Source organism: Ectothiorhodospira mobilis (assembly GCF_016584115.1).
Lineage (GTDB): Bacteria > Pseudomonadota > Gammaproteobacteria > Ectothiorhodospirales > Ectothiorhodospiraceae > Ectothiorhodospira > Ectothiorhodospira mobilis.
Window position 1 is genome coordinate 1 of the sequence record NZ_NRSK01000008.1, and the last position, 26,122, is coordinate 26,122.

The window sequence follows — 26,122 nt, forward strand, 5'->3', positions numbered from 1 at the left end:
CCCCCCCAGACGGGCCTCCCCCCGTTCCCTGAGCACCCGCAGGATCTCGGCGGAGACCTCCACCGGCGTCACCTCGCCGCCGCGGGTGCGGATGCGGGGCACGCCCCCCTCGCCGGCGACGAAGTCGTAGGGGACATGCCCGGCCACGGTCTTGAGGTCACCCACGCCCCGGCCCATGAGGCGCTTGATGGAGGAGAGGGTGTTCAGGGGGTCCAGGGCCGCGCGGTGGCGGGCCTCGTGGCCCACCAGGGTTGCCCCGTCCCCGCCATAGTGCACCACCGAGGGCAGCAGTATGCGCCCCTCGGCGTCCCTGAGGACCTGGGCCTCGCCGTCTCGCACCGTGGCCACCAGGGAGTTGGTGGTGCCCAGATCGATGCCCACCGCCAGCCGGTGCTGATGGGGGTCGGGGGACATGCCCGGTTCACAGATCTGCAATAGCGCCATGGCGTCGTGGTATCCGTCGATGGGTGCGTGTGCCCGGGATCAGGGCAGATCCCGGTCCTCCAGGCGCTCGGCCAGGGCCGTCGCCTCCTGCCGCAGGCGCTCGAAGAAGCGGAGCTTCAGCACCTCGGCCTTGGCCGCCGCCAGGTCCCCGGCCCCGAAGGCCTGCTCGAAGGTCTGCAGCAGGGCCTTGTGGCGGGCATCGATGTCCGCCCTCACCCGCTCCACCGCCTCCAGGGGCCGGGGTTCCTGTTCCGCCGCCTCCAGGGCTTCGCGCAGTTCCATCTGGTCCATGAGGAATGCCGGGTCCTGGGCCGTTTCCCGTTCCTCGTCCACGGCCACCCCCTGCAGTTCCAGCAGGTAGCGGGCCCGGCGTCCGTCATCCCGGAGCACGGCATAGGCCTCGTTCACCTGGGCCGCCCCCTGCACCGCCAGACGCCGGGCCTGATCGCCGGCCCGGGCGAACCGGTCGGGGTGCAGGGCGGACTGCATGCGCCGGTAGGCCTGGGACAGCGCACCGGGATCGATGCGGAAACGCTGCGGCAGCCCCAGCAGCTCGAAGTGGTTCTGCGTCAGGTCCAGTTCCACCGTCGTGCCGTCTGCTTCCGTCATGGGGTGCCTCCGGGGACGCTCAGACCGCGAAGCTCTCGCCGCAACCGCAGCGGGAGGCCTCGTTGGGATTCTTGAAGCGGAATCCCTCGTTCAGGCCCTCGCGGGTATAGTCCAGTTCCGTGCCATCCAGATACACCAGGCTGCGGGGGCTGACCACCAGCCGGACCCCCTTGTCCTCGAACACGGTGTCCCCCTCCTCCAGCTCGTCGGCGAACTCCATGACATAGGCCATGCCCGAGCAACCGGTGGTCTTCACCCCCAGACGCAGGCCGATCCCCTTGCCCCGGCTCTCCAGGGCACTTCTGGCGCGCTGCGCCGCCGCGTCGGTCAGTGTGATGCCCATGTCTCGTTCCTCCTGTCAGGATGGGAGTGCGGCTCACGCCGCCCCGGAATCCTCGTCCACCGGGGCAACCTCGGCGGCCCCGCCGCCCTTCTTGCGGTAGTCGTCGATGGCGGCCTTGATGGCGTCCTCCGCCAGCACCGAACAGTGGATCTTCACCGGCGGCAGCGCCAGCTCCTCGGCGATCTCCGTGTTCTTGATGGAACCCGCCTCCTCCAGGGTCTTTCCCTTCACCCATTCCGTCAGCAGGCTGGAGCTGGCAATCGCCGAACCACAACCATAGGTCTTGAACTTGGCGTCCTCGATCACGCCGGCATCGTTCACCCGGATCTGCAGCTTCATCACGTCGCCGCAGGCCGGCGCACCCACCATGCCCGTGCCCACGCTGTGGTCTGCCTTGTCCATAGAGCCCACGTTGCGCGGGTTCTCGTAGTGGTCGATCACCTTGTCACTGTAGGCCATGTCTCTACCCTCCGGTTCGCTCTCTTTGGGACCGCGCTCAGTGCGCCGCCCATTCCACGCTCTTCAGATCCACCCCTTCCTGGTGCATCTCCCACAACGGCGACAGATCCCGCAGCCGCCCCACCGCCGCGCGCACCAGCTCCACCGTGTGGTCGATCTCCGCCTCGGTGGTATAGCGCCCCAGGGAGAAGCGGATGGAGCTGTGGGCCAGTTCGTCGTCCCGCCCCAGGGCGCGCAGGACGTAGGACGGCTCCAGGCTGGCGCTGGTGCAGGCCGATCCCGAGGACACGGCGATGTCCCGCAGGGCCATGATCAGGCTCTCCCCCTCCACGAAGTTGAAGGAGCAGTTGAGAATACCCGCCACGCGCCGCTCGGGGTGACCGTTCAGGTAGACCTCCTCCATCTGCGCCAGACCCGACCACAGCCGCTCCCGCAGGGCCTGCAGGCGGGCGGCCTCGGCTTCCATCTCCTCGGCGGCGATGCGAAAGGCCTCGCCCATGCCCACGATCTGGTGCGTGGGCAGGGTCCCGGAGCGCAGGCCCCGTTCGTGCCCGCCCCCATGCATCTGCGCCTCCAGGCGCACCCGGGGCTTGCGCCGCACATACAGGGCGCCGATCCCCTTGGGACCGTAGATCTTGTGTCCGGAAAAGCTCATCAGATCCACCGGCAACGCGCCCAGGTCGATGGGCAGCTTGCCCGCCGATTGCGCCGCGTCCACGTGGAAGACGATGCCCCGCTCCCGCGTCAGACCGCCGATGGCTTCCAGGTCCTGGATCACGCCGATCTCGTTATTCACATGCATGATCGAGACCAGGATGGTGTCGTCCCGCAGGGCGGCGCCCAGGCGGTCCAGGTCCAGCAGGCCGTCCGGCTCCGGTTCGAGATAGGTGACCTCGAAGCCCTCCCGCTCCAGCTGGCGGCAGCTGTCCAGCACCGCCTTGTGCTCGGTCTTCAGGGTCACGATATGACGCCCCTTCTTCTGGTAGAAGTGGGCCGCGCCCTTGAGGGCCAGGTTGTCGGATTCCGTCGCACCGCTGGTCCAGATGATCTCCCGCGGGTCCGCCCCCACCAGCGCGGCCACCTGCTCCCGGGCGCGCTCCACCGCCCGCTCCGCCTCCCAGCCCAGGGCGTGGGAGCGGGAGGCCGCATTGCCATAACAGCCCCCGCGGGTGAGATAACGGCACATCTCCTCCGCCACCCGATCGTCCACCGGCGTCGTCGCCGCATAGTCCAGGTAGATGGGTAATTGGATCTCGCTCATTGTGTCCTCCTCGGGCCCACGGCCCACCTGGTCCCGGCGTTGCAAGCCCGGGGGCTGTTTCAGCCTACTCCACCGATTCCCGTGCCGCACTCAGTGCAGTTCCCGCGCTGCTGCGGCTGGGGGCGCTGGACCGGGCCACCTCCCGGTCCTGACGCGCCGCCACCTCGCGCACCCCCTTGCGCTGCATCACATCCGCCAACGTGATGTTGGCGAGGAAATCATAGATCTGCCGGCTCAGGTCCGACCACAGGTCGTGGGTGAGGCAGCGCTGGCTGTTCTGGCAGTCCACCGTGCCGCCGCAGCGGGTGGTGTCCACCTTCTCGTCCACGGCGGAGATGACGTCGGCAATGGCCACATCCCCCGGCGGGCGGCTCAGGGTATAGCCCCCACCCGGACCCCGGGTGCTGAGCACCAGCCCCCGCTTGCGCAGGCGCGCGAAGAGTTGTTCCAGGTAGGATAATGAGATACCTTGCCGGTTGGAGATATCCGCAAGGGATATCGGGCCCTGATCATTGTGCAGGGCCAGGTCCAGCATGGCCGTCACCGCGTAACGCCCCTTCGTTGTCAGTCTCATCTGCCCTCTCTCCCGAATCAGCCGCCGGGATATAGTACCTATACCCTATAAAAACGGTCAAGTATTGTCAGTGCCGGTCCCGGGAACCGTCCCGGCCGTCTCCGCCGCGGGTTCCTCCGCCCTCAGCCCCAGATCCCGCAGGTCCCGGGCCTCGATCTCCCGGATGCGGGAGTCGTCCACCGCCGCCCCCAGGGAGCGCAGGGCGTGGCTGTTCTCGTCCAGGCGCTGATCCACGGTGTGCAGGTGGTCCAGGATGCGGTTGATGGCCACGGCCACCGGGTCGGGCATGTCGCGGGTGGTGCCATAGGCATCGAAGCCCATGCGCCGGGCCATGCGCTCGCGCCGGTCCTCATCCTCGCCGCGCTGGGTGACGACCCGTCCGGGGATGCCCACCACCGTGGCCCCGGCGGGGACCTCCTTGAGGACCACGGCATTGGAGCCGATGCGGGCCCCCTCGCCCACGCGGATGGGGCCGAGGATCTTGGCCCCGGCCCCCACCACCACGTTGTTCTCCAACTGTGGGTGACGCTGCCCCCGGCCCCAGGTGGTGCCCCCCAGGGTGACGCCGTGATACAGCGTGCAGTCGTCCCCGATGCACGCCGTCTCGCCGATGACCACCCCCATGCCGTGGTCGATGAAGAAACGCCGCCCGATGCAGGCCCCCGGATGGATTTCGATGCCGGTGAGCCAGCGGCCGAAATAGGCCAGAAACCGGGCCGGCCAGCGCAGGCGGTGGTGCCACAGGCAATGGCTGATGCGATGGATCAGCAGGGCGTGCACCCCGGGATAGGTGGTGAGCACCTCGAAGGTGTTGCGGGCCGCCGGATCCCGCTCGAAGACACAACGCACATCCTCGCGCAGTCGTTGCAACATAGGGGCCTCTTACCCGACCGGTTCGCTCTGTCTTGTCATTCTAATCCCTTTCCGGGTCCCTGCGTCCAACGGGCCCCCGGGCGGCGTGGGTCAGGATGCCGCGCAGGATGTTCACCTCGTTGACGCTGGGGTGGGCCCGGGCGAAGAGCCGGCGCAGGCGGCGCATGAGGTGACGGGGGTTGTCCGGATCCAGGAAGTCCAGCAGGCGCAGGGTCTCCTCCAGGTGGGCATAGAACCGCTCCAGCTCCTCGTGGGGCGCCCCCGCCTCCCCGCCTCCCGGGGATGCCGCCGGCGCGGTGACATCCTGCCCGGCCTCCAGGGCCGCCAGGCGCAGCTCGTAGGTGAGCACCTGCACCGCCGCCGCCAGATTGAGGGAGCTGTAGTCCGGGTGGGTGGGGATCGTCACCAGGGCCTGGCAGCGGTCCAGTTCCTCATTGGTCAGGCCCGTGCGCTCGCGCCCGAAGAGCAGGGCCACGGGCCCCGCGGGGGCCGCCTGCAGGAGATCCGCGGCGGCGGCCCGGGGGGAAAGTTCAGGCCAGCGCAGGGTGCGCTGGCGGGCGCTGGTGCCCAGCACCCGGCAGCACCCCGCCAGGGCCGTATCCAGATCGTCGTAGACCCGGGCCCGGGCCAGCAGGTCGTGGGCCCCGGAGGCCCGGGCGGTGGCCTCGGCGCTGGGATACCCCTGGGGGTTCACCAGGCGCAGATCCGAAAGCCCCATGTTCTTCATGGCCCGGGCCACCCCGCCGATATTCCCCGGATGGGTGGTGTTCACCAGGACGATGCGTACGGACCCGAGGGCCCCGGTGGGTTCATTTGTCATCGTGGGTTGTGTATCTTTCGCCATCTTCCCGTGTCCCAGGGACACGGCCGTCGTTCTTTACCGGATCCGGACTGCCCATGAATCCCTTGCTCAATATCGCCGTCAAGGCCGCCCGGGCCGCGGGCCAGGTCATCGCCCGCAATGCCCACCGGCTGGACACCCTCACCATCCAGGACAAGCAGCCCAACGACTTCGTCACGGAGGTGGACCAGGCCGCGGAACGGGAGATCATCCGCGTCATCCGGCGGGCCTACCCGGACCACGGCATCCTCGCCGAAGAGAGCGGGGCCCGGGACACGGACCATGACTTCGTCTGGGTGATCGATCCCCTGGACGGCACCACCAACTTCATCCACGGCATCCCCCAGTTCGCCGTCTCCATCGCCGTCAAACACCGCGGGCGGCTGGAACAGGCGGTGGTCTACGACCCCATCAAGGAGGAGCTGTTCACCGCCAGCCGCGGCGGCGGGGCCTTCCTCAACAGCCGCCGCATCCGGGTCACCGGCCTCAAGGACCTCTCCGGGGCCCTGCTGGGCACCGGTATCCCCTTCCGGGAGGAGCAGGACCTGGACCATTACCTGCGCACCCTGCGCGTGCTGCTGCCGGGTACGGCGGGGGTGCGCCGCCCCGGCGCCGCCTCCCTGGACCTGGCCTACGTAGCCTGCGGCCGCCTGGATGGCTTCTGGGAGATGGGCCTGAATGAGTGGGACCTGGCCGCCGGGGTGCTGCTGGTGCAGGAGGCCGGCGGCCTGGTGAGCGACCTGCGCGGCGGCAACGACTACCTGGAACACGGCAACGTGGTGGCGGCCGGCCCCAAGGTCTTCAAGGCCATGCTGCAGCGGCTGCATCCGGTGGTGAACCGCCGCGCCGAATAGTGCCGGCGCCCGCCCCGGGCGCCGGCCCGTCCGGCATCCGCCTCAGGGCCGGTCGTCCAGCTCCTCCCCCTCCTTCTTCACCGGCAGCATCACGCCCCGGTCCACCCCCATCACCAGGGCCAGGGCGGCGGCCACGTAAATGGAGGAGTAGGTGCCCACCAGCACGCCGATGATCAGGGCCAGGGCGAAGTTCTGGATGGCGGCGCCACCCAACAGGTAGAGACAGACCAGCACCAGCAAGGTGGTGAGGCTGGTCATGAGGGTGCGCGCCAGGCTCTGGTTCACCGAGACGTTCATCACCCGCGCGGTGGCCTCCTTGCGCAGGCGGCGGAAGTTCTCCCGGATGCGGTCGTAGACCACGATGGTGTCATTGAGGGAGTAACCGATCACGGCAAGCACGGCCGCCAGCACCGACAGGTCGAACTCCAGCCACAGCAGCGAGAAGATCCCCAGGGTGAGGGTGACGTCGTGCACCAGGGCGGCCACCGCACCCAGGGAGAAGCGCCATTCAAAGCGCAGGGCCACGTAGATGAGGATGCCCAGCAGGGCATAAAGCATGGCCAGCCCCCCCTGCTCGCGCAGCTCATCCCCCACCTGGGGTCCCACGAATTCCACCCGGCGCATCTCCACGTCCCCACCGGCGGTACGCAACTGGGTGAGCACCTGCTCGGAGAGCTGGGCGCTGTCCTCCCCCTGCCGCGGGGCCAGGCGGATGAGCACATCGCTGGAGGTGCCGAAGTACTGCACGCTGGCCCGGTCGAATCCCCCCTCCTGCAGGGTGTCCCGCACCTGGTTCAGCTCCACCGCCCCGGGATAGCCCACCTCGATGAGGGTGCCTCCGGTGAAGTCGATGCCGAAATTCAGGCCGCGGAAGACCAGCAGCAGGATGGAGAGCACCAGCAGGACGGCGGAGATGGACAGGGCGATGCGCCGCTGCCCCAGAAAATCGATGTTGGCGTTGGCAAAGTTCAGCTGCATGGCGGGAACGCCCTCAGATGGCCAGCGTCTTGAGGCGACGCCGGCGTCCGTAGATGAGGTTGACCACCCCGCGGGTGACCACCAGGGCCGTGAACAGGGACACCAGGATGCCCAGGGAGAGGGTCACGGCGAAGCCCTTGATGGGCCCGGTGCCGAACATGAACAGCACCACCGCGGCGATGAGGGTGGTGATATTGGCATCGGCGATGGTGGACAGGGCGCGGGCATAGCCGGCCTGGATGGCCGCCTGGGGGGAGTTGCCGTTGCGCAGTTCCTCGCGGATGCGCTCGAAGATGAGCACATTGGCGTCCACCGCCATGCCCACGGTGAGCACGATCCCGGCGATGCCCGGCAGGGTGAGGGTGGCCTGGAGCATGGACAGCAGGGCCACCAGCAGCACCAGATTCAGGGCCAGGGCCAGGTCGGCCACAAGACCGAAGACCCGGTAGTAGAGGGCCATGAACACCAGCACCAGGACAAAGCCCAGCACCACGGACTTGAACCCGGCCTCGATGTTGTCCCGGCCCAGGCTCGGACCCACGGTACGCTCCTCGACGATGCTCATGGGCGCCGCCAGGGCCCCGGCCCGCAGCAGCAGGGCCAGGTTATGGGCCTCGCGGGAGCTGTCCAGGCCGGTGATCTGGAAACGGCGGCCCAGCTGCTCCTGGATGCGGGCAACGTTGATCACCTCCTCGCTGCGGGTGGTGCGGCGCACCAGTTCGCCGTCCTCGCGCACGGTCTCGGTGGCGGTCTCGATAAAGACCACGCCCATGAGCCGGCCCACGTTGTCCCCCGTGGTGCGGCTGAAGATGCGTGCCCCCTGGGCGTCCAGATTGATGAACACCGCCGGCCCGCCGGTGTCCTGGGCGATGCCGGAGGTGGCGTCCTGGATGTAGTCGCCGGTGAGCATGACACGGCGCTCCAGCAGCACGGGATTGCCGTTGCGCTCCCGGTACAGCCGCGATCCCGCCGGGGCGCGGCCGCGCTCGGCGGCCGCATAGGGGTCGTGTTCCTCGTCCACCAGGCGGAACTCCAGGGTGGCCGTGGCCCCCAGGATCTCCTTGGCCCGGGCGGTGTCCTGCACCCCCGGGAGCTGCACCACGATGCGCCGCTCCCCCTGCTGCTGGATCACCGGCTCGGCCACCCCCAGTTCGTTCACCCGGTTGCGCAGCGTGGTGATGTTCTGCTGCAGGGCCAGGCGGCGCTGGGTCTGCAACTGCTCGTCGGTCACCCGGGCACGGATGCGGTGGCTGCCGGCCCCGTCCACGGCCTCGAACTCCAGGTCACCGCGGTATTCATCCCGCAGCCGTTCCAGGGCCCGGTCCCGGACCCCGGCATCGTCGAAACGCAGGTGGATGCCCTCCCCGTCCCGCTCCACACTGAGGTAGCGCATGTCCGCCTCCCGCAGGCGGGTGCGGAACTCGCTGGCGTAGCGTTCATGGACGTTGTCCACCACGGCGTCCATGTCCACCTCCATGAGGAAGTGGATGCCGCCGCGCAGGTCCAGCCCCAGGTTCATGGGACGGGCATTGAGGGCCTGCAGCCAGCCCGGCGTGGCCGGGGCCAGGTTCAGGGCCACGGCATAGTCATCCCCCAGGGCGGTGCGCAGGATATCCGCGGCCCGCAGCTGGGCATCCGAGGAGGGGAAGCGCACCATGAGTCCGGTCTCGCCCCGCTCCATGCCCTTGACGGGGATGCCGCGCCCCTCCAGCACGGCCCGCACCTGCTGAGCCCCGTCGGGCCCCACCTCGCCGGCAGTGGCATGGGCCACCTGCACCACCGGATCCTCCGGGAAGAGGTTGGGCAGGGCGTAGACGAGGCCCACCACAACGGCGGCCACGATGAGCAGGTATTTCCAGGCGGGGTACTGGTTCATGACACAACCGGGTTGATCGTGAGATCGGCGGGGCGGATCACAGGTCCTTGAGGGTGCCCTTGGGCAGCACGGCGGCCACGGACTGGCGCTGGACGGCCAGCTCCACCCCGTCGGAGGCCTCGATCTTGAGGAAGTTCTCGTGCACCTGGGTGATCTTGCCCACCAGGCCGCCGTTGGTGACGATCTCGTCCCCCTTGGAGAGATTGTCCACCATGTTCTTGTGTTCCTTGGCGCGCTTGCTCTGGGGCCGGATGATGAGGAAGTACATGATGGCGAAGAAGACGCCGATCATGATGAGGAACTCGATCATGCCACCGCCGGCCGGCGGCTGACCCTGCTGGGCGTAGGCGTCGGAGATGAGGAAGTTCATGGCAGGTCTCCTTGAGACGTCACTGGGATTCGGCGCGGGCCCGCGCGGCAAGGGTGCGGACACGAAAGCCACGCATTATGGCACAGACTACGGGGTTTTCGCGCGGCGGCGGTGGAAGGCCTCCGCCCAGGCATCCAGCCGTCCCTCGGCGATGGCGGCACGCATCTCCCCCATGAGCCACTGGTAGTAGCGCAGGTTGTGGATGGTGGCCAGGCGGCTGGCCAGGATCTCGTTGCACTTGTCCAGGTGCTTGAGATAGGCCCGGGAATAATGGCGGCAGGCATAGCAATCGCATTCCGGGTCGATGGGCCGGGTGTCGTCCCGGAAGCGGGCGTTGCGGATGCGCATCACCCCGTCCCGGGTGTAGAGGAAACCGTTGCGGGCGTTGCGGGTGGGGATGACGCAGTCGAACATGTCCACGCCACGGCGCACCGCCTCCACCAGATCCTCGGGCCGGCCCACTCCCATGAGGTAACGGGGGCGATCGGCGGGCATGTGGGGCATCAGTTCATCCAGCACCCGGTGGCGCTCCGCCTCCGGCTCCCCCACGGAGAGGCCGCCGATGGCGTAGCCGTCGAAACCGATGGCCTGCAGGCCATCCAGGGAACGGCGGCGCAGATGCGGGTACATGCCCCCCTGGACGATGCCAAACAGGGCCGCCGGGTTGTCCCCGTGCCCCTCCCGGGAACGGGCCGCCCAGCGCAGGGAGAGCTCCATGGAGCGACGGGCCACCTCCTCGGTGGCGGGATAGGGGGTGCATTCGTCAAAGATCATGACGATGTCCGACCCCAGGGCCCGCTGCACCTCCATGGACCGCTCCGGGGTGAGCAGGATGGGGGCGCCATCCACCGGGGAGCGGAAACGCACGCCCTCCTCACTGATCTTGCGCAGATCCGCCAGGGAAAACACCTGAAATCCGCCGGAATCAGTGAGGATCGGGCGTTCCCAGTGCATGAATCCGTGCAGGTCCCCGTGCCGCTGGATCACCTCCGTGCCCGGACGCAGCATGAGATGGAAGGTGTTGCCCAGGATGATCTCGGCCCCCAGGTCCTCCAGCTCTTCCGGGGTCATGCCCTTGACGCTGCCGTAGGTCCCCACGGGCATGAAGGCGGGGGTCTCCACGCTGCCCCGGTCGAAGATCAGGCGGCCCCGACGGGCGGGGCCGTCCCTGCCCAGCAGTTCAAAGCGCATGGTCGCGGGCCTTGGCACAGGGGGTGAGGAACATGGCATCGCCGTAGCTGAAGAAGCGGTAGCCCTGGTCCACGGCGTGTGCATAGGCCGCCAGCACCGCCTCCCGGCCCGCGAAGGCGCAGACCAGCATGAGCAGGGTGGACTCGGGCAGATGGAAATTGGTGAGCAGGGCGTCCACCACATGGAAACGGTATCCCGGAGTGATGAACAGGCGGGTATCCCCCTGGAACGGGGCCAGGGTGCCATCTGCGGCGGCGGTCTCCAGGCAGCGCACGCTGGTGGTGCCCACCGCCACCACCCGGCCACCCCGGGCGCGGCAGGCGGCCACCCGGTCACAGGCATCGGCATCCACCTGCACCCATTCGGCATGCATGACATGGTCTTTTGGATCCTGCACCCGCACCGGCTGGAAGGTGCCCGCCCCCACATGCAGGGTCACCGAGGCCGTCTCCACCCCCCGCTCCCGCAGCGCCTGCAGCAGGGCCTCGTCGAAATGCAGACCGGCGGTGGGGGCGGCCACCGCCCCGGGGGCACGGGCGAAGACCGTCTGGTAACGCCGGCGGTCCTCCGGGTTGTCCTGCCGCCGGATATACGGCGGCAGGGGCATATGACCATGGCGTTCCAGCTGCTCCAGGACCTCCCCACCCTCAAAGCGCAGGCGGAACAGATCCCCCTCACGCCCCTCCACCACGGCCTCCACGGCCTCCTCCAGCCACAGCCGGGTGCCTTCCCGGGGGGGCTTGCTGGCCCGCACATGGGCCAGGGCCCGTTGCGGCCCCTGCAGGCGCTCCAGCAACACCTCCACCCGCCCCCCCGAGGGGGTCTTGTGCCCCGTGAGGCGGGCCGGGATCACCCGGGTGTCGTTGAACACCAGCAGGTCGCCGGGGCGCAGCAGCTGGGGCAGATCCCGCACATGGCGGTCCGCCAGGCTGGCGTCGGCGCCATCCAGACAAAGCATGCGGGCGGCGCTGCGCTCGGGCAGCGGCGCCTGGGCGATGCGCTCCGGCGGGAGGGTATAGGTGAAGTCGCTCACTTGCATGGCGCGCGATGGTAGCAGGATCGGGTGCGGTGGGCGATAAGCGATCCTGGAACGCGCCGGGATATGGATTTGTATGTAATGCGGCTAAAGGGCTATACTGGCGTATTGCATCACGCCGGGATGGCGGAACTGGTAGACGCGCCGGACTCAAAATCCGGTTCTGGCAACAGAGTGCGAGTTCGATTCTCGCTCCCGGCACCACCATACCATCCAGAGACATCCTCGACAGGCGGCACACCGTGGAACAGGCGGGCCCTTTGAACGGCCCGGCAAGGCGCGGTTCACCGCTTCGGGATCCCGTGCGGATCCGCTTCCCCCGGGAAGCAGCCCCGCCCCTTGCAGTGCGTTCCATAGGAAGACCCCATTGAATCCGAATGATATCCTCCCCGCCTTCGCGGCGCTGGGCCTCCCCGCCCCTGTCCTCACGGCCCTGGCCGAAACCGGTTTCGAGACCCCCACCCCCATCCAGTCCCAGGCCATCCCGGCGTTGCTGACCGGGGAAGACCTGCTGGGCCAGGCCCAGACGGGCACCGGCAAGACCGCGGCCTTCGCCCTGCCCCTGCTGGCCCGCCTGGATCCGGAAGTGAACGCCCCCCAGATCCTGGCCCTGGCCCCCACCCGGGAGCTGGCCATCCAGGTGGCGGAGGCCTTCGAGACCTTCGCCCGGCACCTGCCCGATTTCCACGTCCTGCCCATCTATGGCGGCCAGGCCTACAACGTGCAGCTGCGCCAGCTCAAGCGCGGGGCCCAGGTGGTGGTGGGCACCCCGGGCCGCATCATGGACCACATGCGCCGCGGCACCCTGCGCCTGGACGCCCTCAAGGCCCTGGTGCTGGACGAGGCGGACGAGATGCTGCGCATGGGCTTTATCGATGACGTGCAGTGGATCCTGGAGCAGGTCCCCGGAACCTGCCAGCGGGCCCTGTTCTCCGCCACCATGCCCGACGCCATCCGGCGCGTGGCCCGCAAGCACCTGAATGCCCCGCGGGAGGTGCGCATCGCCGCCACCACCGCCACCGCCGCCACCATCCGTCAGCGCTACTGGCGGGTGGGCGGGCTGCACAAGCTGGACGCCCTCACCCGCCTGCTGGAGCACGAGGCATTCGACGCCATGCTGGTATTCGTGCGCACCAAGAACGAGACGGTGGAACTGGCGGAGAAGCTGGCGGCCCGGGGCCATGCCTGCGAGGCCCTCAATGGCGACATCCCCCAGCACCTGCGGGAGCGCACCGTGGAGCGGCTGCGCCAGGGCCAGATCGACATCCTGGTGGCCACCGACGTGGTGGCCCGGGGCCTGGACGTGGAACGCATCAGCCACGTGCTCAACTATGACATCCCCCACGATACCGAATCCTACGTGCACCGCATCGGCCGCACCGGCCGCGCCGGGCGCCGGGGGGAGGCCATCCTGTTCGTGGCGCCGCGGGAGCAGCGCATGCTCCAGGCCATCGAACGGGCCACGCGCCAGCCCATCGAGGCCATGGACATGCCCTCGGCCGGGGATGTGAACCAGCGCCGCATCCAGCGCTTCTGCCAGCGTATCGACGAGACCCTGGCCGGCACGGACCTGGCCTTCTTCCAGGAGCTTATGGGGGAATACGTACGGGAGAACGACGCCGACCCCCTGCAGGTGGCCGCCGCCCTGGCCCATCTGGCCCAGGGGGAAACCCCCCTGCTGCTGGAGGAACGCCCCGTGGTGCAGGAGAAACCCCAGCGCCGGGAACGCAACCGGGACGGCAAGGGCCCCCGGGCCGGCCGTGAAGGGCCCCGCCGCCGCCTGCAGGTGGACGAGGGCATGCAGCGTTTTCGCGTGGACGTGGGCCGCCAGCACGGGCTCAAGCCCGGCAACCTGGTGGGGGCCATCGCCAACGAGGCGGGCCTGGACAACGGCCACATCGGCCGCATCGACATCAATCAGGACCACGCCACCGTGGACCTGCCGGCGCAGATCCCCCCGGCCCTGGTGGACCACCTGAAGTCGGTCTGGGTCTGCGGCCAGCGCCTGGGGCTGCGGCCGGATGCGGGCGGCCCCGCCCGGGAACAGGCCCCGCGGCGCCCCCGGGGCGGCCACCGGCACGAGGGACCGCGGCGCCAGTCCCGCCGCTGAGCCCATTTCGGGCCGGCCACCGGCCCGGATCCTGACTTAAAGAATATACGCCCCCGCAAGGGGGCGTTTTCGTTGGCTGCCCCCAGACCAGCCTTGGGGCGCGGCAGATCCCCGAGATCTTTAACTGGGGACGGGTCCGGGATGGGCATTGAGCAGGATATAGAACACAATCATACCGACGAGGGTGGCCAGACCCGGATCCCGCCGTAGCCACATGGAACCACCCGCGGCCATCACCCCTCCCGTGGCTGCCAATAACTCCAATGAGCTTTCGGATCGTTCGAACACGGGCAGTATCACCGCCGTCGCCATGGCCGCCAGCAAACACGGACCCAGACGGTCCAGCCAGGACGATCGCGTCCTCTCTTCGCCCCTTGAGCGAACCCAGAACAAAGGCAGAACGCGCGTGGCATAGGTCGCGACGCCGATGACCAGGATACTGATCCAGAGCGCAGTCATTGGGTTCTCCGATCGGGGATCAAGGCAGGCAGGGCTCCCACCAGGACCGCAAGTTCAGTACGGCCGAGGAAGACCATGCATGCCGAGAGCCCCGCGGCAAGCAGCATCCGCCCAAGGATCGACCGCCTTGCGGTGGACCAGACCAGCCCTACAAAGAGCGCAGGGAGGGCGAAATCGAGCGCCTCACGGAGGCCGGGGACGTGGTCTTGAAGGATATCTCCGAGCGCATTGCCAAGTGCGGTCCCGATGATCCAGACCCCAAGCGCCGTGAAGGCCAGCCCAACGAGCCACCTGGAAGGCAAGGCGCGGGCACGGGCCTCATATGCCGTCAGGGTGGTTGCGAACACCTCGTCCGTCAGACCATACGCGAACATCGCAAGGCCTATAGGCGAGGCCTTGAGCCGTCCTGCAAGTGCTGTGCCGTACAGGACATGCCTGAGGCTCGCGGCGATCGCCAATAGGGTCAGGACAACAAGCGAGGCCTTCGAGGCGATCCCGCTCAGCAGGAGCGCCTGGTTTGCACCCGAGAACATGATGGCGGACCACAGCGCACTTTCCAGAACCGAAAAGTCCAGTCGCGTGGAGGCCGCCCCCAGCGCAAAGGCCACCGGCAGGTAGGCGGCCGCGATGGGCATGGCGGCCCGCACCCCTGCGCGCAGACCGGGCTCGGCACTCATACCGCCTCCAGGACCAGAAGGTGCGTCCCGGCATCCTCCAGGCCGTCCCCATCGGTGGCATAGATCCTGTGGTGATGCCTGATCTCGAACCCGTTGGCCCGGGCAAGGGCCTTGAACCGGGCCACATGGGTCTTCTGCTCGATCTCGTAGTCGAACCCGGCGATCAGCGCCTGGAGCTCCAGCAGGTGAAAGCGGGAGAATACCGCCAGGGGATGGGAGGGCTGCCTCGGCCGATCGATCTCCATGACCTCCTCATAGAGATCCCGGATCCTGCGCAAGGCTGCTTCGCCCCGCTGGGCATAGACCATACCCTGCGCCTCGGGCAGGGCCTGGGCCAAGCGCTTCGCGATCTGGATATCCCCCTTGTGCGCTCCCTTGGGCACCTCTACCAACGTATCCAGGATATACCAGAGGTGATGGCGGATCAGGGCGGCCTGACGTTGCTCCCGATCAGAAAATGCACAGATCATCTCGTCGGCCACGAGGAGTCGACCGTCATCCCGCAGGTGATTCCGTATTGCAGCAAGGAAGGTAGACGTATCCATATGGTGGGACGCCCCCACCGATATGGCGACCTCGAACCCTCGATCGACCGGATCCATCTCCGTGATCGAGGTTTGCCGGATCTCAACCGCGGGATCCACGGCGAACCGCCGTGTCAGATGCCGGAACGCAACCTCACTGGGATCGACCGCCAGCGCCTGCAGATCCGGGCGCAATTCGCGAAGCATGGCCAAAGGAAGCCCAGGTCCTGTTCCGACATCCAGAATCCTGAGCCCTTCCGTCCCGGGTAGATAGCCTGCAAGTGCAAGCATCTGACGGGCATGGGCGGGGTGAATGAGTTCAAAGGCCTCGTAGGCATCGACATCGATCCTGGCTTCAAACAGGCGCCGGGTGTCAGCCTCATCCGGTTTCCCGCACTGCTCCATCGTGCCCACACCCAGGGGCACGGTCGGCCTGCCGTGCCTCGTCAAGGCCTCCGCAGCCAGGGACGATTCCATCAGGGACGATGTCCCGCACACGACATGCTGGATGCGGTCCAGGTCGCACGTACCGGAACCCGCAGTGGCAAGCGCTGCAAGCTTCCGGCATCGATCCGCCAGGGTTCCTTTCAGAGACCCGGCCGCTGCAGGAAGGGGACTCATCTGCGGCGTCCGGTAGAGCGACAGGATTCCCGGGTTGCCTTCCGTGAGGACGAAGTGGCGCACGGTGGGGTGATGCGGAAGATTCGCGACCTTACTGCGCAGCTCAGATACCGCCTTATCATGGGGGATCTGCGCCGGGAGATGGAACCGCTTGGTATCGATGCCGACCCCGTTCTGCACCTCGATCGCGGCGCGATCCATCAGCGAAAAGACTTCCCTCCAGTCAGCCTGGGTCCGGGGCCAATTCAACTCCTGATCGGGCCGAGCCCCATGCTCCAGCCGGGGATAGACCACCGTCACAATGGCGCGTGTGCGCGTGCGTCCGGCGGAGTAGAGATGCGGCACATCCGCCGTGAAGGAAACGGATTGCCCGGACGTAAGCAGGCTGGGGCCTTCCGTGGGCCCTGTCAGCAACTCCCCGGCAAGAACGACCACGTGTTCCTGGACCCCCGAAACATGGGGCCGGGCGTTTCGGGTGGCCCCGGCCGGGAATTCCAGGAGATAGGCCTCGATGATCTTCGGGCTTGTCTGTCGGTCGATGAGCCGCACGCTGGCACCGTCTTCATCCAGAACGGACTCGTCCCGGCTGTCGCCGATCAGGGTCCCAAAATCCACGCCAAGTGCGTCCGCAAGGTTCCAGAGCGTCTGCACCCGCGGATTATCCGATCCATTTTCCAGCGCGGAGATGGATGCGCGGCTGACTGAACTGAGTTCAGCAAGCCCCTCCAGCGTCAATCCCCGGCGCTTTCGGATGGCCGACACGTTCTGCCCGATGCGCCCTGCCCGATTGCTGCTTCCCTCCAGCATGACCGAAGCTCCCTCGACAGGAATTCTTGTATAGAGGAATTTCCAGAATACTGAATAAGGGCGGCGTAGGGAAGGCCCGACTGTGAATCGAACCGGTATGACACCCGATCAGGAACCCCGGTCCCGTGAGGCCCACGCCGGGAGGCGGTCAAGGGGCCCTGAATCGTCCTGGCCCCATCAACCGGATTTGGGCTGTCACATAAAAAAAATCTTGTTTGCAGATCCCCGCCCAGACCGTATAAGGCGTGCTGAATCCACAGTGCGCGAGGAGAACCAAGACCATGCCCCCGACCCCCGAGATCCTCGTGAGCGATGAGGAAGATCCCCGTGAGGACTGGAAGGAGGTCACGCCGGCGGGACGGACATCGGCGCGGCGCTCCCTGGAACGGCTGATGGAACGCAGGGCCCTGCAGCGGCGTCTGCAGGATACCTTCGACGAGCCGGGCAGCGCCTGGAACGACCCGGACTGGGAACGGCCGTGGCGCTGACCCCTCAGCGGGCCATCTGCACCACCAGGGACACCCGCCGGTTGCGGGCCCGACCCTGTGGGGTGGCGTTGTCCGCCAGGGGCCGGGTATCCGCCAGCCCCACCGCCTCCAGGCGCTCCGGGGGCAGCCCCTGCCGGATCAGATAGCGCACCACCACCGTGGCCCGGTGGGCGGAGAGCTCCCAGTTGGAGGGGAAGTGTTCCGTGGTGATGGGGCGGTTGTCGGTGTGCCCCTCCACGGTGATCCGTTCCACATCCGAACGCAGCATGGGGACCAGGGCATCCAGCAGCCGCACCCCCTCCGGGCGCAGTTCGGCGCGGCCGCTGGGGAAGAGGATCCCCTCGTTGAGCCGCAGTTCCACCTCCCCGGGGGTGCTGAGGATCTCCACCTGATCGGAAAGCCCGGTATCCGCAAGGGAGGCGCCCACCCGGCGGGCGAGACGGGCGGCCCGGTCGGGGGCCACCGGATCCACCAGCGGGGGGACGGATTCAGGGCGATGCACGTAGCCCAGCTCCACGGAAAAGGGGTCCACCAGTTCCCGCTGCCGGGTCTCCTCGTTCACCGTGGAGTAGGCCAGCAGCAGGACGAAGAAGACGACGATGAGGGTGAGCAGGTCCAGGTAGGTGAGCAGCCAGGCGTTCTCGTCCTCCTTGGGGGGGTCCTGGGCGAACTCGAAGGGCCGTGTGCGCCGGCGCAGGGGCTCCTCGGGGCGTTCCGGCGGGGCGCCGCCGGCGCCGTGGCGGGAGGATACCGGACCGGCGCCGGTGGTCTCCTCCATGCGCCAGCCGGACCAGCGTTCAGCCATCGTGGCGGCCTTCGGGTTCCGTGGCGGTCACCCCGTCGTCCTCTCCGGGCAGGGGGGCGGTCGTGCGCAGGTCATCCTTGTGCTGGGCCATGAAGGCCCGCAGGGTCTCGCGGATATGGGCCGGGGACCGGCCCTTGCGCATGAGGGTGACCCCCTGGCGCACCATGTTCATGAGGATCATGCGCTCCGCGGTGCGCCGCTCCAGCTTGATGGCGATGGGCCGGAAGACCAGGTTGGCCAGGATCAGCCCGTAGAAGGTGGTGATCAGGGCCACGCCCAGGTTGGCGGCGATGGTGACGAAATCGTCGGTCCGGGTGGCCAGGAGCATGTTGATCAGCCCCACCAGGGTCCCCAGCATGCCAAAGGCGGGGGCATAGAGGGCCATGGAGCGGAACATCTGGGCCTCGGCGTTCTCCCGGCGCCGCAACTGCACCATGCGCCACTGCAGGAAGTCGTCGATGTCCTCCAGGGGGGTGCCATCGATCACCAGTTGCACCCCGGCCCGCAGGAAGGGATTGCGGATGGCCTCGATGCGATCGTCCGCCGCCGCCAGCTCGCCGCTGAACCAGAGCCGGGAGACCTCCACGATCTCGTTGAGGTCGTCCCGGTAGAAATAATGCTCATTGCGCAGCACCAGCCAGAAGACCCGGAAGACCCGCAGCACCTCGTTGAGGGGGTAGCTCATCAGGGTGGCCGCCAGGGTCCCCCCGAGCACGATCCCCAGGCCCGGCAGGTTGAGGAAGGCCCCCAGGTCCTGGGAGGTGAAGGCGATGATGCTCACCAGGAGCACCATCCCGCCGATCATGCCCAATAGCGTGGAGGGATTCATGGCCGCCGAGTGTACCCGCCCGGATGCCGCCGGGCCACCTCAGGCCCCATGGATAAGCCGCAGGAAGGCCGGCTCGTCCAGCACCGGCACCCCCAGGGCCTCGGCCTTGTCCCGCTTGGAGCCGGCGGCCTCCCCGGCGATGACCGCCGTGGTCTTCTTCGAGACGCTGCCGGAGACCCGCGCCCCCAGGGCCCGCAGGCGCGCGGCCGCCTGCTCCCGGGTCATGGCCTGCAGCGTGCCGGTGAGCACGTAGGTGCGTCCCTCCAGGGGCAGCGCCGGGGCCGCGTCGCCCCGCCCCTCCCCGGCAGGGGCTTCCTCCCAGTGCACCCCGGCGGCCCGCAGGCGCTGGATCACCTCCCGGTTGTGGGGCTGGGCGAAGAAGGCGGCCACATGGGCCGCCACCTTGGGGCCCACATCCGGTACCTCCATCAGGTCGGCCTCGTCGGCCGCCATGAGGGCGTCCAGACGGCCGAAACGGGCCGCCAGGGCCCGGGCCGTGGCCTCCCCCACCTCGCGGATGCCCAGGGCGAAGATGAAGCGGGCCAGGGTGGTGTGCCGGCTCTTCTCCAAGGCGGCCATCAGGTTGGCGGCGGACTTCTCCCCCATGCGCTCCAGCCCCGCCAGGGTGGCGGCGTCCAGGCGGTAGAGATCGTCCACATGGGACACCAGGCCCCGGTCCACCAGTTGTTCCACCAGCTTGTCCCCCAACCCGTCGATATCCATGGCCCGGCGGGAGGCGAAATGCTTGATGGCCTCGCGCCGCTGGGCCGGGCAGTACAGGCCGCCGGAGCAGCGGGCCACCGCCTCGCCCTGCGGGCGCACAATGGCGGAACCGCACACCGGGCACGCTTCGGGCAGGGTGATCTCCCGGGCATCGGGGGGGCGGCGATCCCGCACCACCCCCACCACCTCGGGGATCACATCCCCGGCACGGCGCACGATGACCGTGTCGCCGGTGCGCACGTCCTTGCGCCGGATCTCGTCCATGTTGTGCAGGGTGGCGCTGCTCACGGTGACCCCGCCCACGAACACCGGTTCCAGCCGGGCCACGGGGGTGACGGCCCCGGTGCGGCCCACCTGGAACTCCACCTCCCGCAGCACGGTGGTCTGCTCCTGGGCCGGATACTTGTGGGCGATGGCCCAGCGGGGGGCCCGGGAGACCTGGCCCAGTTCCCGCTGCAGGCGCAGGTCGTCCACCTTATAAACGACGCCGTCGATCTCGTAGGGCAGATCGCCGCGGGCCTCCTGCATGCGCCGGTAGTAGGCCAGACAGCCCTCCACGCCGGTGACCACATCCCGCTGCGGACAGACCCGCAGCCCCCACTCGCCCAGACGTTCCAGGGTTCCGCTCTGGGTGGCGGCCAGGGGGTCCCCCTCCAGGAAACCCACGCCATAGGCGAAGAAGGACAATGGGCGTCGGGCGGTGATGCGGGGGTCCAGCTGCCGCAGGCTGCCGGCGGCGGCATTGCGCGGGTTGACGAAGACCTTCTCCCCCCGCGCCCGGGCGCGGGCATTGAGCGCCTCGAAGCGGGCCTTCTCCATGTAGACCTCGCCGCGCACCTCCATGCGCCGGGGATGGCCCCCGCCCCGAAGGTGCAGGGGGATGGCCCGCAGGGTGCGGATGTTGGCGGTGATGTCCTCCCCGGTGGTGCCGTCCCCGCGGGTGGCCCCCCGCACCAGGCGCCCCCCTTCGTAGAGCAGGCTCACCGCCAGGCCGTCCAGTTTCGGCTCCACCGCATAGGGGATGGCTTCGTCCCGGTCCAGACGCTGGCGGATGCGCTGGTCGAAGGCCCGCACCTCCGCCTCATCAAAGGCATTGTCCAGGGAGAGCATGCGCTGCAGGTGGCGCGCCGGTTCGAACCCCTCCAGGGGCTGCCCGCCCACGCGCTGGGTGGGGGAATCGGGGGTCACCAGATCCGGATGCGCCGCCTCCAGCTCCCGCAGCTCCCGCAGCAGGGCGTCGTACTCGGCGTCCGGGATCTCCGGGTCGTCCAGGACATAGTAGCGATAGTCGTGGTGGTCCAGCTGCCGTCGCAGCCAGGCGGCCCGTTGGCGGGCCGACTCAGGGGCGGATGAGGAACTCATGGATGGCGGGATCGGATGGTCTTCAGATCAGGCCCGCCCGCAGGGCCCACTGGCGCACCTCCTCGCGGGTGTGCTGCCGGCCCTGGAGGGTCAGGGTGCTGCGGGAGGCGTCCAGCACCTGGCCACCCAGGTGCTCGGCCAGACGGTCGGCGCAGGTGAGCATGGCCTCGAAGCTCTCCACGGGGTTGCAGGGCCCGGGCAGTCGCAGGAACAGGGAGACGCCGGGGGTGGTGAATGCGTGCATCTGCTCCGGGTCGAAGGTGCCGGGGTTGACCATGTTGGCCAGGCTGAACAGGGTGTGCTCCCGCTGGCCGTCGGAGAGCTTCAGGTGGTAGATATCCATGTCCCCGAAGCGCATGCCCAGCTCCTCCAGGGCCGCCTCCAGGTCCACCCCCAGGAACACCTCCCCCTCCGGTGCCTGCACATGCAGCACCAGGATCTTCTCCTCCTCCCGGGGGATCGATGTGGAGGCCTCCTCCCCGGAGTCCTTCCTCCCCGGGGGCTCCGTCCCCGACGCCTTGTCTGCGGAAGGACGCCGCCACGGGAGGCGGGAGGGGGACAGGGACGCCAGCCACCGGCGGATCCCGGCCGCCAGGCCACGCCCGGGTCGTGGCGGGGCCTTTCGCCTGCCGGATTCCTCCTCCGGACGGGGGGTCAGCCGGCGCACGGTGGTGACCTCTTTGGCCTCCTCGTTCACCAGCGCCTGCAGGCCCTCCAGATCCCCCGCAAAATCCCCGCCGGGCTCGGTCACCGGGGCCTCCTCCTCGGGATCGATGCGGGGGGCGTCGGCGTAGGGATCGTCGGCGCGGATGTGTACCTGCTCCAGATCATCATGCTCCATGGGATCGTCCTGGGGCCGGCGGGGACGGCGGGTGGCGCGCATGCGCCCGGCCAGGTAGATGCCGGCCAGGATCATGATCCCCAGTATGAGCAGAATCCAACGCAGCGTATCCATAGCGATGCCCTTTGCGAGTCTTTGACCTTAGCAAGGTAGCGGCGGCCGGGGCCAGTCCTATTCCGAGGCCATCTGTGCGGCCTCCTCCACGTCCACCGACACCAGGCGCGACACACCGGGCTCGCGCATGGTGACCCCCACCAGCTGATCGGCCAGCTCCATGGTGGCCTTGTTGTGGGTGATGAAGATGAACTGGACGCGGGCAGACATCTCCCGCACCAGATCGCAGAAACGCCCCACGTTGGCCTCGTCCAGCGGGGCGTCCACCTCGTCCAGCATGCAGAAGGGGGCCGGGTTGAGTTCGAAGATGGCGAACACCAGGGCCACCGCCGTCAGGGCCTTCTCCCCGCCGGACATGAGGTGGATGGTGGACAGACGCTTGCCCGGCGGGCGCGCCATCACCGCCACGCCGGTGGTAAGCAGATCCTCACCGGTCATCTCCAGATGGGCCTGGCCCCCGCCGAACAGCCGCGGGAAGGTCTCCTTGAGCCGCTGGTTGACCCGCTCGAAGGTCTCGCGGAAACGCGAGCGGGTCTCCCGGTCGATGCGCTGGATGGCCCCCTCCAGGGTCCCCAGGGCCTCCTCCAGATCGGCATGCTGCTGGTCCAGGTACTGCTTGCGCTCCTCCTGCTGACGATACTCGTCGATGGCCGCCAGGTTGATGGCCCCCAGGCGCTGGATGCGCTGGGCCAGGCGCTCCGCCCGCTCCTGCCAGGCCGCCACCTCTGCGGCGGGGTCCAGGGATTCCAGCAGGGCCTCCGGCTGATGGCCGGTCTCCAGCAGCTGCTCCAGGCTCGTCTGGCGGCGCACCTTGACCTCCTGCCAGGCCATGCGCAGTTCATCCAGCCGGCCGCGCAGGGATTCGCAGTCCCGCTCCGCGGCGAGCCGGTCCTGGTCGGCGCTGCGCATCCCCGCCTCCAGTTCCTGCACCCGGGCCCGCGCCCGGGAGAGTTCCTCCTCCAGGTCCGCCCGTTGCGCCACCAGGTTCTCCAGGCTCTCCTCCAGCCCGGAGATGGGGGCCGCGGCCTCCTCCAGGGCGGCGCCCAGGGACTCCCGCTGGCGCTCCAGCTGGGCGGCCTGGGTGCGCATGCGCTCCAGGCCCTGGCGGGTGGCGTCGCGGGAGGCGGTGACGGACTGCAGGCGCAGGGCCATGCGCTGCACGGCGTCGCTGCGGGAGCGGGCCTCGGCACGGGCGGCGTCCAGATCCCGCCGCAGGGTGTCGCGGGTCTCCTCCAGTTCCCGGCGCTCCCGCTCCAGGGTCTCCATATGCGCCAGGGCCTCGTTGCGCCGGCGCGTGGCCTGCTGCAGGGCCTCGGCGTCCCGTTGCCGCTGCGCGCGCACCTCCGCCTGTTCCTCCTCGATGCGCCGGCGGCGCTGCACCGCCTGTTCCAGGCGGTCGCGGCGGCTGTCCAGACGGGAACGCACCTGGGAGGTGGCCCGCTGGGCCCGGTTCAGGGCCTCCTGCAGGGCATCCCGGTCGTTCTCCTGGGCCTGCAGGGCCTCGCGCTCCGTCTCCAGCGCCTGCTCCCGGGTCTCCACCGTCACCTGCAGGGTCTCCAGTTCCTCCCGCAGGCTGCGGATCTCCCGTTCCCGCTGCAGCAGGCCGGCGCGGGGATCCTCTTCACGGCAGACCTGCAGCCAGCCCCGTCCCAGCCAGACCCCGTCCGGGGTGATCACCGACTCCCCCGGACCCAGGCGGGGACGCAGGGCCAGGGCCGCCTCCAGGTCGGGGGCGGTGTATACCCCGTCCAGCAGTCCCCCCAGGGGGCGCTCCCCCTGGACCCGCTGCGCCAGGGGGAGGGCGCCGATCCCGGCCCCCTCCCCGTCCGCATGGGTATCCTCCACGGCGGCGAGGCGGGCCGACTCCAGTTGCAGGGCGGCCCGGGCCACGGGGCTCAGGTCCTCCACGCACAGGGCCTCCAGATGGGGACCCAGGACCGTCTCCACGGCCTTCTCCCAGCCCGCATCCGCCTGCAGGCCCTCCCCCAGGCGCGGGGCATCCTCCAGCCCGTGCTGCGCCAGCCAGCCGGACAGGGCCTGACCGTCCTTGCCCAGGGCCGCCTGCTGCAGGGCCTCCAGGGAGGCCAGACGCCCGCCCCGGGTCTGCAGGTCGCGGCGCTGCGCCTCCAGCTCCGAGGCCTGGGCGCGCACCTGCTCGCGCCGCCTGCGCATCGTCTCCAGGCTCTCCTGCAGCCGCCGGTTCAGCGCCTCCTCCTCCCCCCGGGCCCCTTCCAGTTCCTCCTCCAGGGCCTGGATTTCCGCCTCCAGGGCCTCGGTGGAGCATCCGGCCCGTTCCTCCTCCAGGCGCTGTGCGCGGGTGTCCAGGCGGGTGATCTGGCCCTCCTGTTGTTCCATGCGGGAGCGTTCCACCTGGGCCTGCTGTCCGGGTTCGGCGGCGCGGCGGTTGAAGTCGTCCCAGCGGGTCTGCCATTCCCCCATGGCCTCCTCCGCCGCCTCCAGGCGCTCGTTCACGGTCTCCAGGGCCTCGCTTTCGGCCTCATGCTCCGGCTCCAGGGTCTCCAGTTCCTGCTCCAGGGCCACCAGGCGCTCCTCGTCGGCCTGGATGTGGCCCTCGGTCTCCTCCAGGGCGGTGCGCGTCTGCTCCAGTTCCCGGGTTTGGCGCTGGTGCATCTCCTTCTGGTGGCGGATGGATTGCTCGGTGCCGGAGATGTCGGCTCCCAGGCGGTAGTAGCGTCCCTGGACGTCGTTGAGCGTCTCGTTGGCACGGTGCAGGGCCTCCCGGTCCCGTTCCAGGTCCGCCTCCAGACGCCGTTGACGGGAGACGGCCTCCTCCAGATGCACCTCCTGGGCCTTGAGCTCCTGTTGCCGCCGACCCATCTCGGCATCCAGGTCCCGCAGGTGCAGCGCGGCCAGTTCGGCCCGCACCTGCCGTTCCTCCTCCTTGAGGGCCTTGTAGCGCTCGGCGGTCTCCGCCTGGCGCCGCAGGTGGCCCAGTTGCCGCTCCACCTCGTCGCGCAGGTCCTGCAGGCGTTCCAGGTTCTCGCGGGTATGGCGGATGCGGTTCTCCGTCTCCCGGCGGCGCTCCTTGTACTTGGAGATGCCGGCGGCCTCCTCCAGGTAGACGCGCAGCTCCTCGGGCTTGGCCTCGATGAGCCGGGAAATCATGCCCTGCTCGATGATGGCGTAACTGCGCGGGCCCAGGCCCGTGCCCAGGAAGATATCGGTGATGTCGCGGCGGCGGCAGCGGGTGCCGTTGAGGAAATACTGGGACTGGCCGTCCCGGGTGACGCGGCGGCGCACGGCGATCTCGGCGTAGCGGGCGTACTCCCCGCCCAGGCCGCCGTCACTGTTGTCGAAGACCAGTTCGATGGAGGCCTGGCCCACGGGCTGGCGGGAGGAGGAGCCGTTGAAGATGACGTCCTCCATGGAGTCGCCCCGCAGGTACTTGGCGGAGGACTCCCCCATGACCCAGCGCACGGCGTCGATGGTGTTGGACTTGCCGCAGCCGTTGGGTCCGACGATCCCCACGAGATTGCTCGGGAATGGGATCGTGGTAGGATCGACGAAGGATTTGAAGCCGGCGAGTTTGATCTTGCTCAGGCGCATCGGATCCCTTCTGGAAAGACACGGGCCCGGGGCGGTGTGCTCCCGGGCCCACGGTCCACATACGAAACCTCTGTCCGGGAAATCATGTCCACTCAGCCCAGCAAGAACCTAGACACCTTCGAAAACCCCAACAGGGCGCGGGATTATACCATCCGCATCCGCATCCCGGAGTTCACCTGCCTCTGCCCCAAGACCGGCCAGCCGGACTTCGCCGAACTGCTGCTGGAATACGTGCCCGAGGCGCGCTGCGTGGAGCTGAAATCCCTCAAGACCTACATCTGGTCCTTCCGCGAGGAAGGGGGCTTCCACGAGGCAATGACCAACCGCATCCTGGGGGACCTGGTGGCGGCCACCGCCCCCCGCTTCATGCGCCTGACGGCGGAATTCAATGTCCGCGGCGGGATCTACACCACCGTGGTGGCGGAGCACCGGGATCCCGCCTGGGAGGCCCCCCGGCCGGTGTCCCTGCCCTGAGGGCATAAGTTC

The 26,122-nt window shown here is 68.8% G+C and carries 25 protein-coding genes and 1 tRNA gene; 5 read left to right on the forward strand and 21 right to left on the reverse strand.

Going from position 1 to position 26,122, the window contains the following annotated elements; all coding sequences use genetic code 11:
• The 8 genes from CKO33_RS04960 to CKO33_RS04995 all read right to left on the reverse strand — a co-directional run.
• Positions 1–444 (reverse strand): Hsp70 family protein (locus CKO33_RS04960; protein ID WP_200179924.1); only part of this gene is annotated, 444 nt, incomplete at its 3' end.
• A 39-nt stretch (positions 445–483) separates the two neighbouring features.
• Positions 484–1,053, reverse strand: a complete 570-nt coding sequence (hscB, locus tag CKO33_RS04965) for a Fe-S protein assembly co-chaperone HscB (protein ID WP_200179925.1) — start codon at positions 1,051–1,053, stop codon at positions 484–486.
• Positions 1,054–1,072: 19 nt separating this feature from the next.
• A complete protein-coding gene (gene iscA, locus CKO33_RS04970; protein WP_200179926.1) occupies positions 1,073–1,396 on the reverse strand; it encodes an iron-sulfur cluster assembly protein IscA in 324 nt (107 codons plus the stop codon).
• A gap of 33 nt (positions 1,397–1,429) precedes the next feature.
• Entirely contained in the window at positions 1,430–1,855 is a 426-nt protein-coding gene (iscU, locus tag CKO33_RS04975) for a Fe-S cluster assembly scaffold IscU (protein WP_200179927.1), read from the reverse strand.
• A gap of 37 nt (positions 1,856–1,892) precedes the next feature.
• Positions 1,893–3,116, reverse strand: a complete 1,224-nt coding sequence (locus tag CKO33_RS04980) for an IscS subfamily cysteine desulfurase (RefSeq protein ID WP_207146451.1) — start codon at positions 3,114–3,116, stop codon at positions 1,893–1,895.
• A 64-nt stretch (positions 3,117–3,180) separates the two neighbouring features.
• The gene (iscR, locus tag CKO33_RS04985; RefSeq protein ID WP_200179928.1) at positions 3,181–3,690 is read right to left on the reverse strand and encodes a Fe-S cluster assembly transcriptional regulator IscR; all 510 of its coding nucleotides are present in this window, start codon (positions 3,688–3,690) and stop codon (positions 3,181–3,183) included.
• Between the two features lie 57 nt (positions 3,691–3,747).
• Positions 3,748–4,563, reverse strand: a complete 816-nt coding sequence (gene cysE / locus CKO33_RS04990) for a serine O-acetyltransferase (protein WP_200179929.1) — start codon at positions 4,561–4,563, stop codon at positions 3,748–3,750.
• Positions 4,564–4,603: 40 nt separating this feature from the next.
• A complete protein-coding gene (locus tag CKO33_RS04995) occupies positions 4,604–5,383 on the reverse strand; it encodes an RNA methyltransferase (protein WP_200179930.1) in 780 nt (259 codons plus the stop codon).
• A 77-nt stretch (positions 5,384–5,460) separates the two neighbouring features.
• On the opposite strand from CKO33_RS04995, the gene CKO33_RS05000 reads away from it, so the two are divergent.
• On the forward strand, positions 5,461–6,258 hold the full coding sequence (locus tag CKO33_RS05000; protein ID WP_200179932.1) for an inositol monophosphatase family protein: 798 nt from the start codon (positions 5,461–5,463) through the stop codon (positions 6,256–6,258).
• A 42-nt stretch (positions 6,259–6,300) separates the two neighbouring features.
• Here the strand turns inward: CKO33_RS05000 and secF are convergent, their stop codons facing one another.
• From secF to queA, 5 genes are all read right to left on the reverse strand, one after another.
• On the reverse strand, positions 6,301–7,236 hold the full coding sequence (secF, locus tag CKO33_RS05005; RefSeq protein ID WP_200179934.1) for a protein translocase subunit SecF: 936 nt from the start codon (positions 7,234–7,236) through the stop codon (positions 6,301–6,303).
• Between the two features lie 13 nt (positions 7,237–7,249).
• Positions 7,250–9,112: a protein translocase subunit SecD gene (secD, locus tag CKO33_RS05010; RefSeq protein ID WP_200179935.1), complete on the reverse strand. Its 1,863-nt coding sequence runs from the start codon at positions 9,110–9,112 to the stop codon at positions 7,250–7,252.
• A gap of 37 nt (positions 9,113–9,149) precedes the next feature.
• Positions 9,150–9,482: a preprotein translocase subunit YajC gene (yajC, locus tag CKO33_RS05015; RefSeq protein ID WP_200179936.1), complete on the reverse strand. Its 333-nt coding sequence runs from the start codon at positions 9,480–9,482 to the stop codon at positions 9,150–9,152.
• A gap of 87 nt (positions 9,483–9,569) precedes the next feature.
• Positions 9,570–10,673, reverse strand: coding sequence for a tRNA guanosine(34) transglycosylase Tgt (gene tgt, locus CKO33_RS05020; protein ID WP_200179937.1), 1,104 nt, complete (start codon positions 10,671–10,673; stop codon positions 9,570–9,572).
• Positions 10,663–11,712, reverse strand: a complete 1,050-nt coding sequence (gene queA, locus CKO33_RS05025; protein WP_200179938.1) for a tRNA preQ1(34) S-adenosylmethionine ribosyltransferase-isomerase QueA — start codon at positions 11,710–11,712, stop codon at positions 10,663–10,665. The genes tgt and queA overlap by 11 nt, the downstream gene beginning before the upstream one ends.
• Positions 11,713–11,826: 114 nt before the next feature.
• Between queA and CKO33_RS05030 the strand changes: the two genes are divergently transcribed.
• Both CKO33_RS05030 and CKO33_RS05035 read left to right on the forward strand, forming a co-directional pair.
• Positions 11,827–11,913: transfer RNA gene (locus CKO33_RS05030), tRNA-Leu, on the forward strand.
• A 163-nt stretch (positions 11,914–12,076) separates the two neighbouring features.
• Entirely contained in the window at positions 12,077–13,819 is a 1,743-nt protein-coding gene (locus CKO33_RS05035; protein WP_200179939.1) for a DEAD/DEAH box helicase, read from the forward strand.
• A 120-nt stretch (positions 13,820–13,939) separates the two neighbouring features.
• Here the strand turns inward: CKO33_RS05035 and CKO33_RS05040 are convergent, their stop codons facing one another.
• From CKO33_RS05040 to CKO33_RS05050, 3 genes are read right to left on the reverse strand one after another with little or no spacing between them, the layout of a single operon-like run.
• Entirely contained in the window at positions 13,940–14,278 is a 339-nt protein-coding gene (locus CKO33_RS05040) for an AzlD domain-containing protein (protein ID WP_200179941.1), read from the reverse strand.
• Positions 14,275–14,955, reverse strand: coding sequence for an AzlC family ABC transporter permease (locus tag CKO33_RS05045; protein WP_200179943.1), 681 nt, complete (start codon positions 14,953–14,955; stop codon positions 14,275–14,277). The genes CKO33_RS05040 and CKO33_RS05045 overlap by 4 nt, the downstream gene beginning before the upstream one ends.
• Positions 14,952–16,907: a helix-turn-helix domain-containing protein gene (locus tag CKO33_RS05050; protein WP_200179944.1), complete on the reverse strand. Its 1,956-nt coding sequence runs from the start codon at positions 16,905–16,907 to the stop codon at positions 14,952–14,954. The genes CKO33_RS05045 and CKO33_RS05050 overlap by 4 nt, the downstream gene beginning before the upstream one ends.
• Before the next feature lie 281 nt (positions 16,908–17,188).
• Between CKO33_RS05050 and CKO33_RS05055 the strand changes: the two genes are divergently transcribed.
• A complete protein-coding gene (locus tag CKO33_RS05055; protein ID WP_200179945.1) occupies positions 17,189–17,395 on the forward strand; it encodes a PA3496 family putative envelope integrity protein in 207 nt (68 codons plus the stop codon).
• Positions 17,396–17,399: 4 nt separating this feature from the next.
• Here the strand turns inward: CKO33_RS05055 and CKO33_RS05060 are convergent, their stop codons facing one another.
• From CKO33_RS05060 to smc, 5 genes are read right to left on the reverse strand one after another with little or no spacing between them, the layout of a single operon-like run.
• Positions 17,400–18,200 carry an OmpA/MotB family protein gene (locus CKO33_RS05060; RefSeq protein WP_200179946.1) on the reverse strand — a complete coding sequence of 267 codons (801 nt, stop codon included), beginning with the start codon at positions 18,198–18,200 and terminating at the stop codon, positions 17,400–17,402.
• Positions 18,193–19,029 (reverse strand): motility protein A, encoded by an 837-nt coding sequence (locus CKO33_RS05065; protein WP_200179947.1) that lies wholly within the window; start codon positions 19,027–19,029, stop codon positions 18,193–18,195. Before CKO33_RS05065 ends, CKO33_RS05060 begins: the two co-directional genes overlap by 8 nt.
• A 39-nt stretch (positions 19,030–19,068) precedes the next feature.
• Positions 19,069–21,114 carry an NAD-dependent DNA ligase LigA gene (ligA, locus tag CKO33_RS05070; protein WP_200179948.1) on the reverse strand — a complete coding sequence of 682 codons (2,046 nt, stop codon included), beginning with the start codon at positions 21,112–21,114 and terminating at the stop codon, positions 19,069–19,071.
• 22 nt (positions 21,115–21,136) lie between these two features.
• Complete coding sequence (gene zipA / locus CKO33_RS05075; protein ID WP_200179949.1) at positions 21,137–22,069, reverse strand: cell division protein ZipA; 933 nt, start codon at positions 22,067–22,069, stop codon at positions 21,137–21,139.
• 57 nt (positions 22,070–22,126) lie between these two features.
• Positions 22,127–25,636, reverse strand: a complete 3,510-nt coding sequence (smc, locus tag CKO33_RS05080; protein ID WP_200179950.1) for a chromosome segregation protein SMC — start codon at positions 25,634–25,636, stop codon at positions 22,127–22,129.
• An 84-nt stretch (positions 25,637–25,720) separates the two neighbouring features.
• On the opposite strand from smc, the gene queF reads away from it, so the two are divergent.
• Positions 25,721–26,110: a preQ(1) synthase gene (gene queF / locus CKO33_RS05085; RefSeq protein ID WP_200179952.1), complete on the forward strand. Its 390-nt coding sequence runs from the start codon at positions 25,721–25,723 to the stop codon at positions 26,108–26,110.
• Positions 26,111–26,122: the final 12 nt, after the last annotated feature.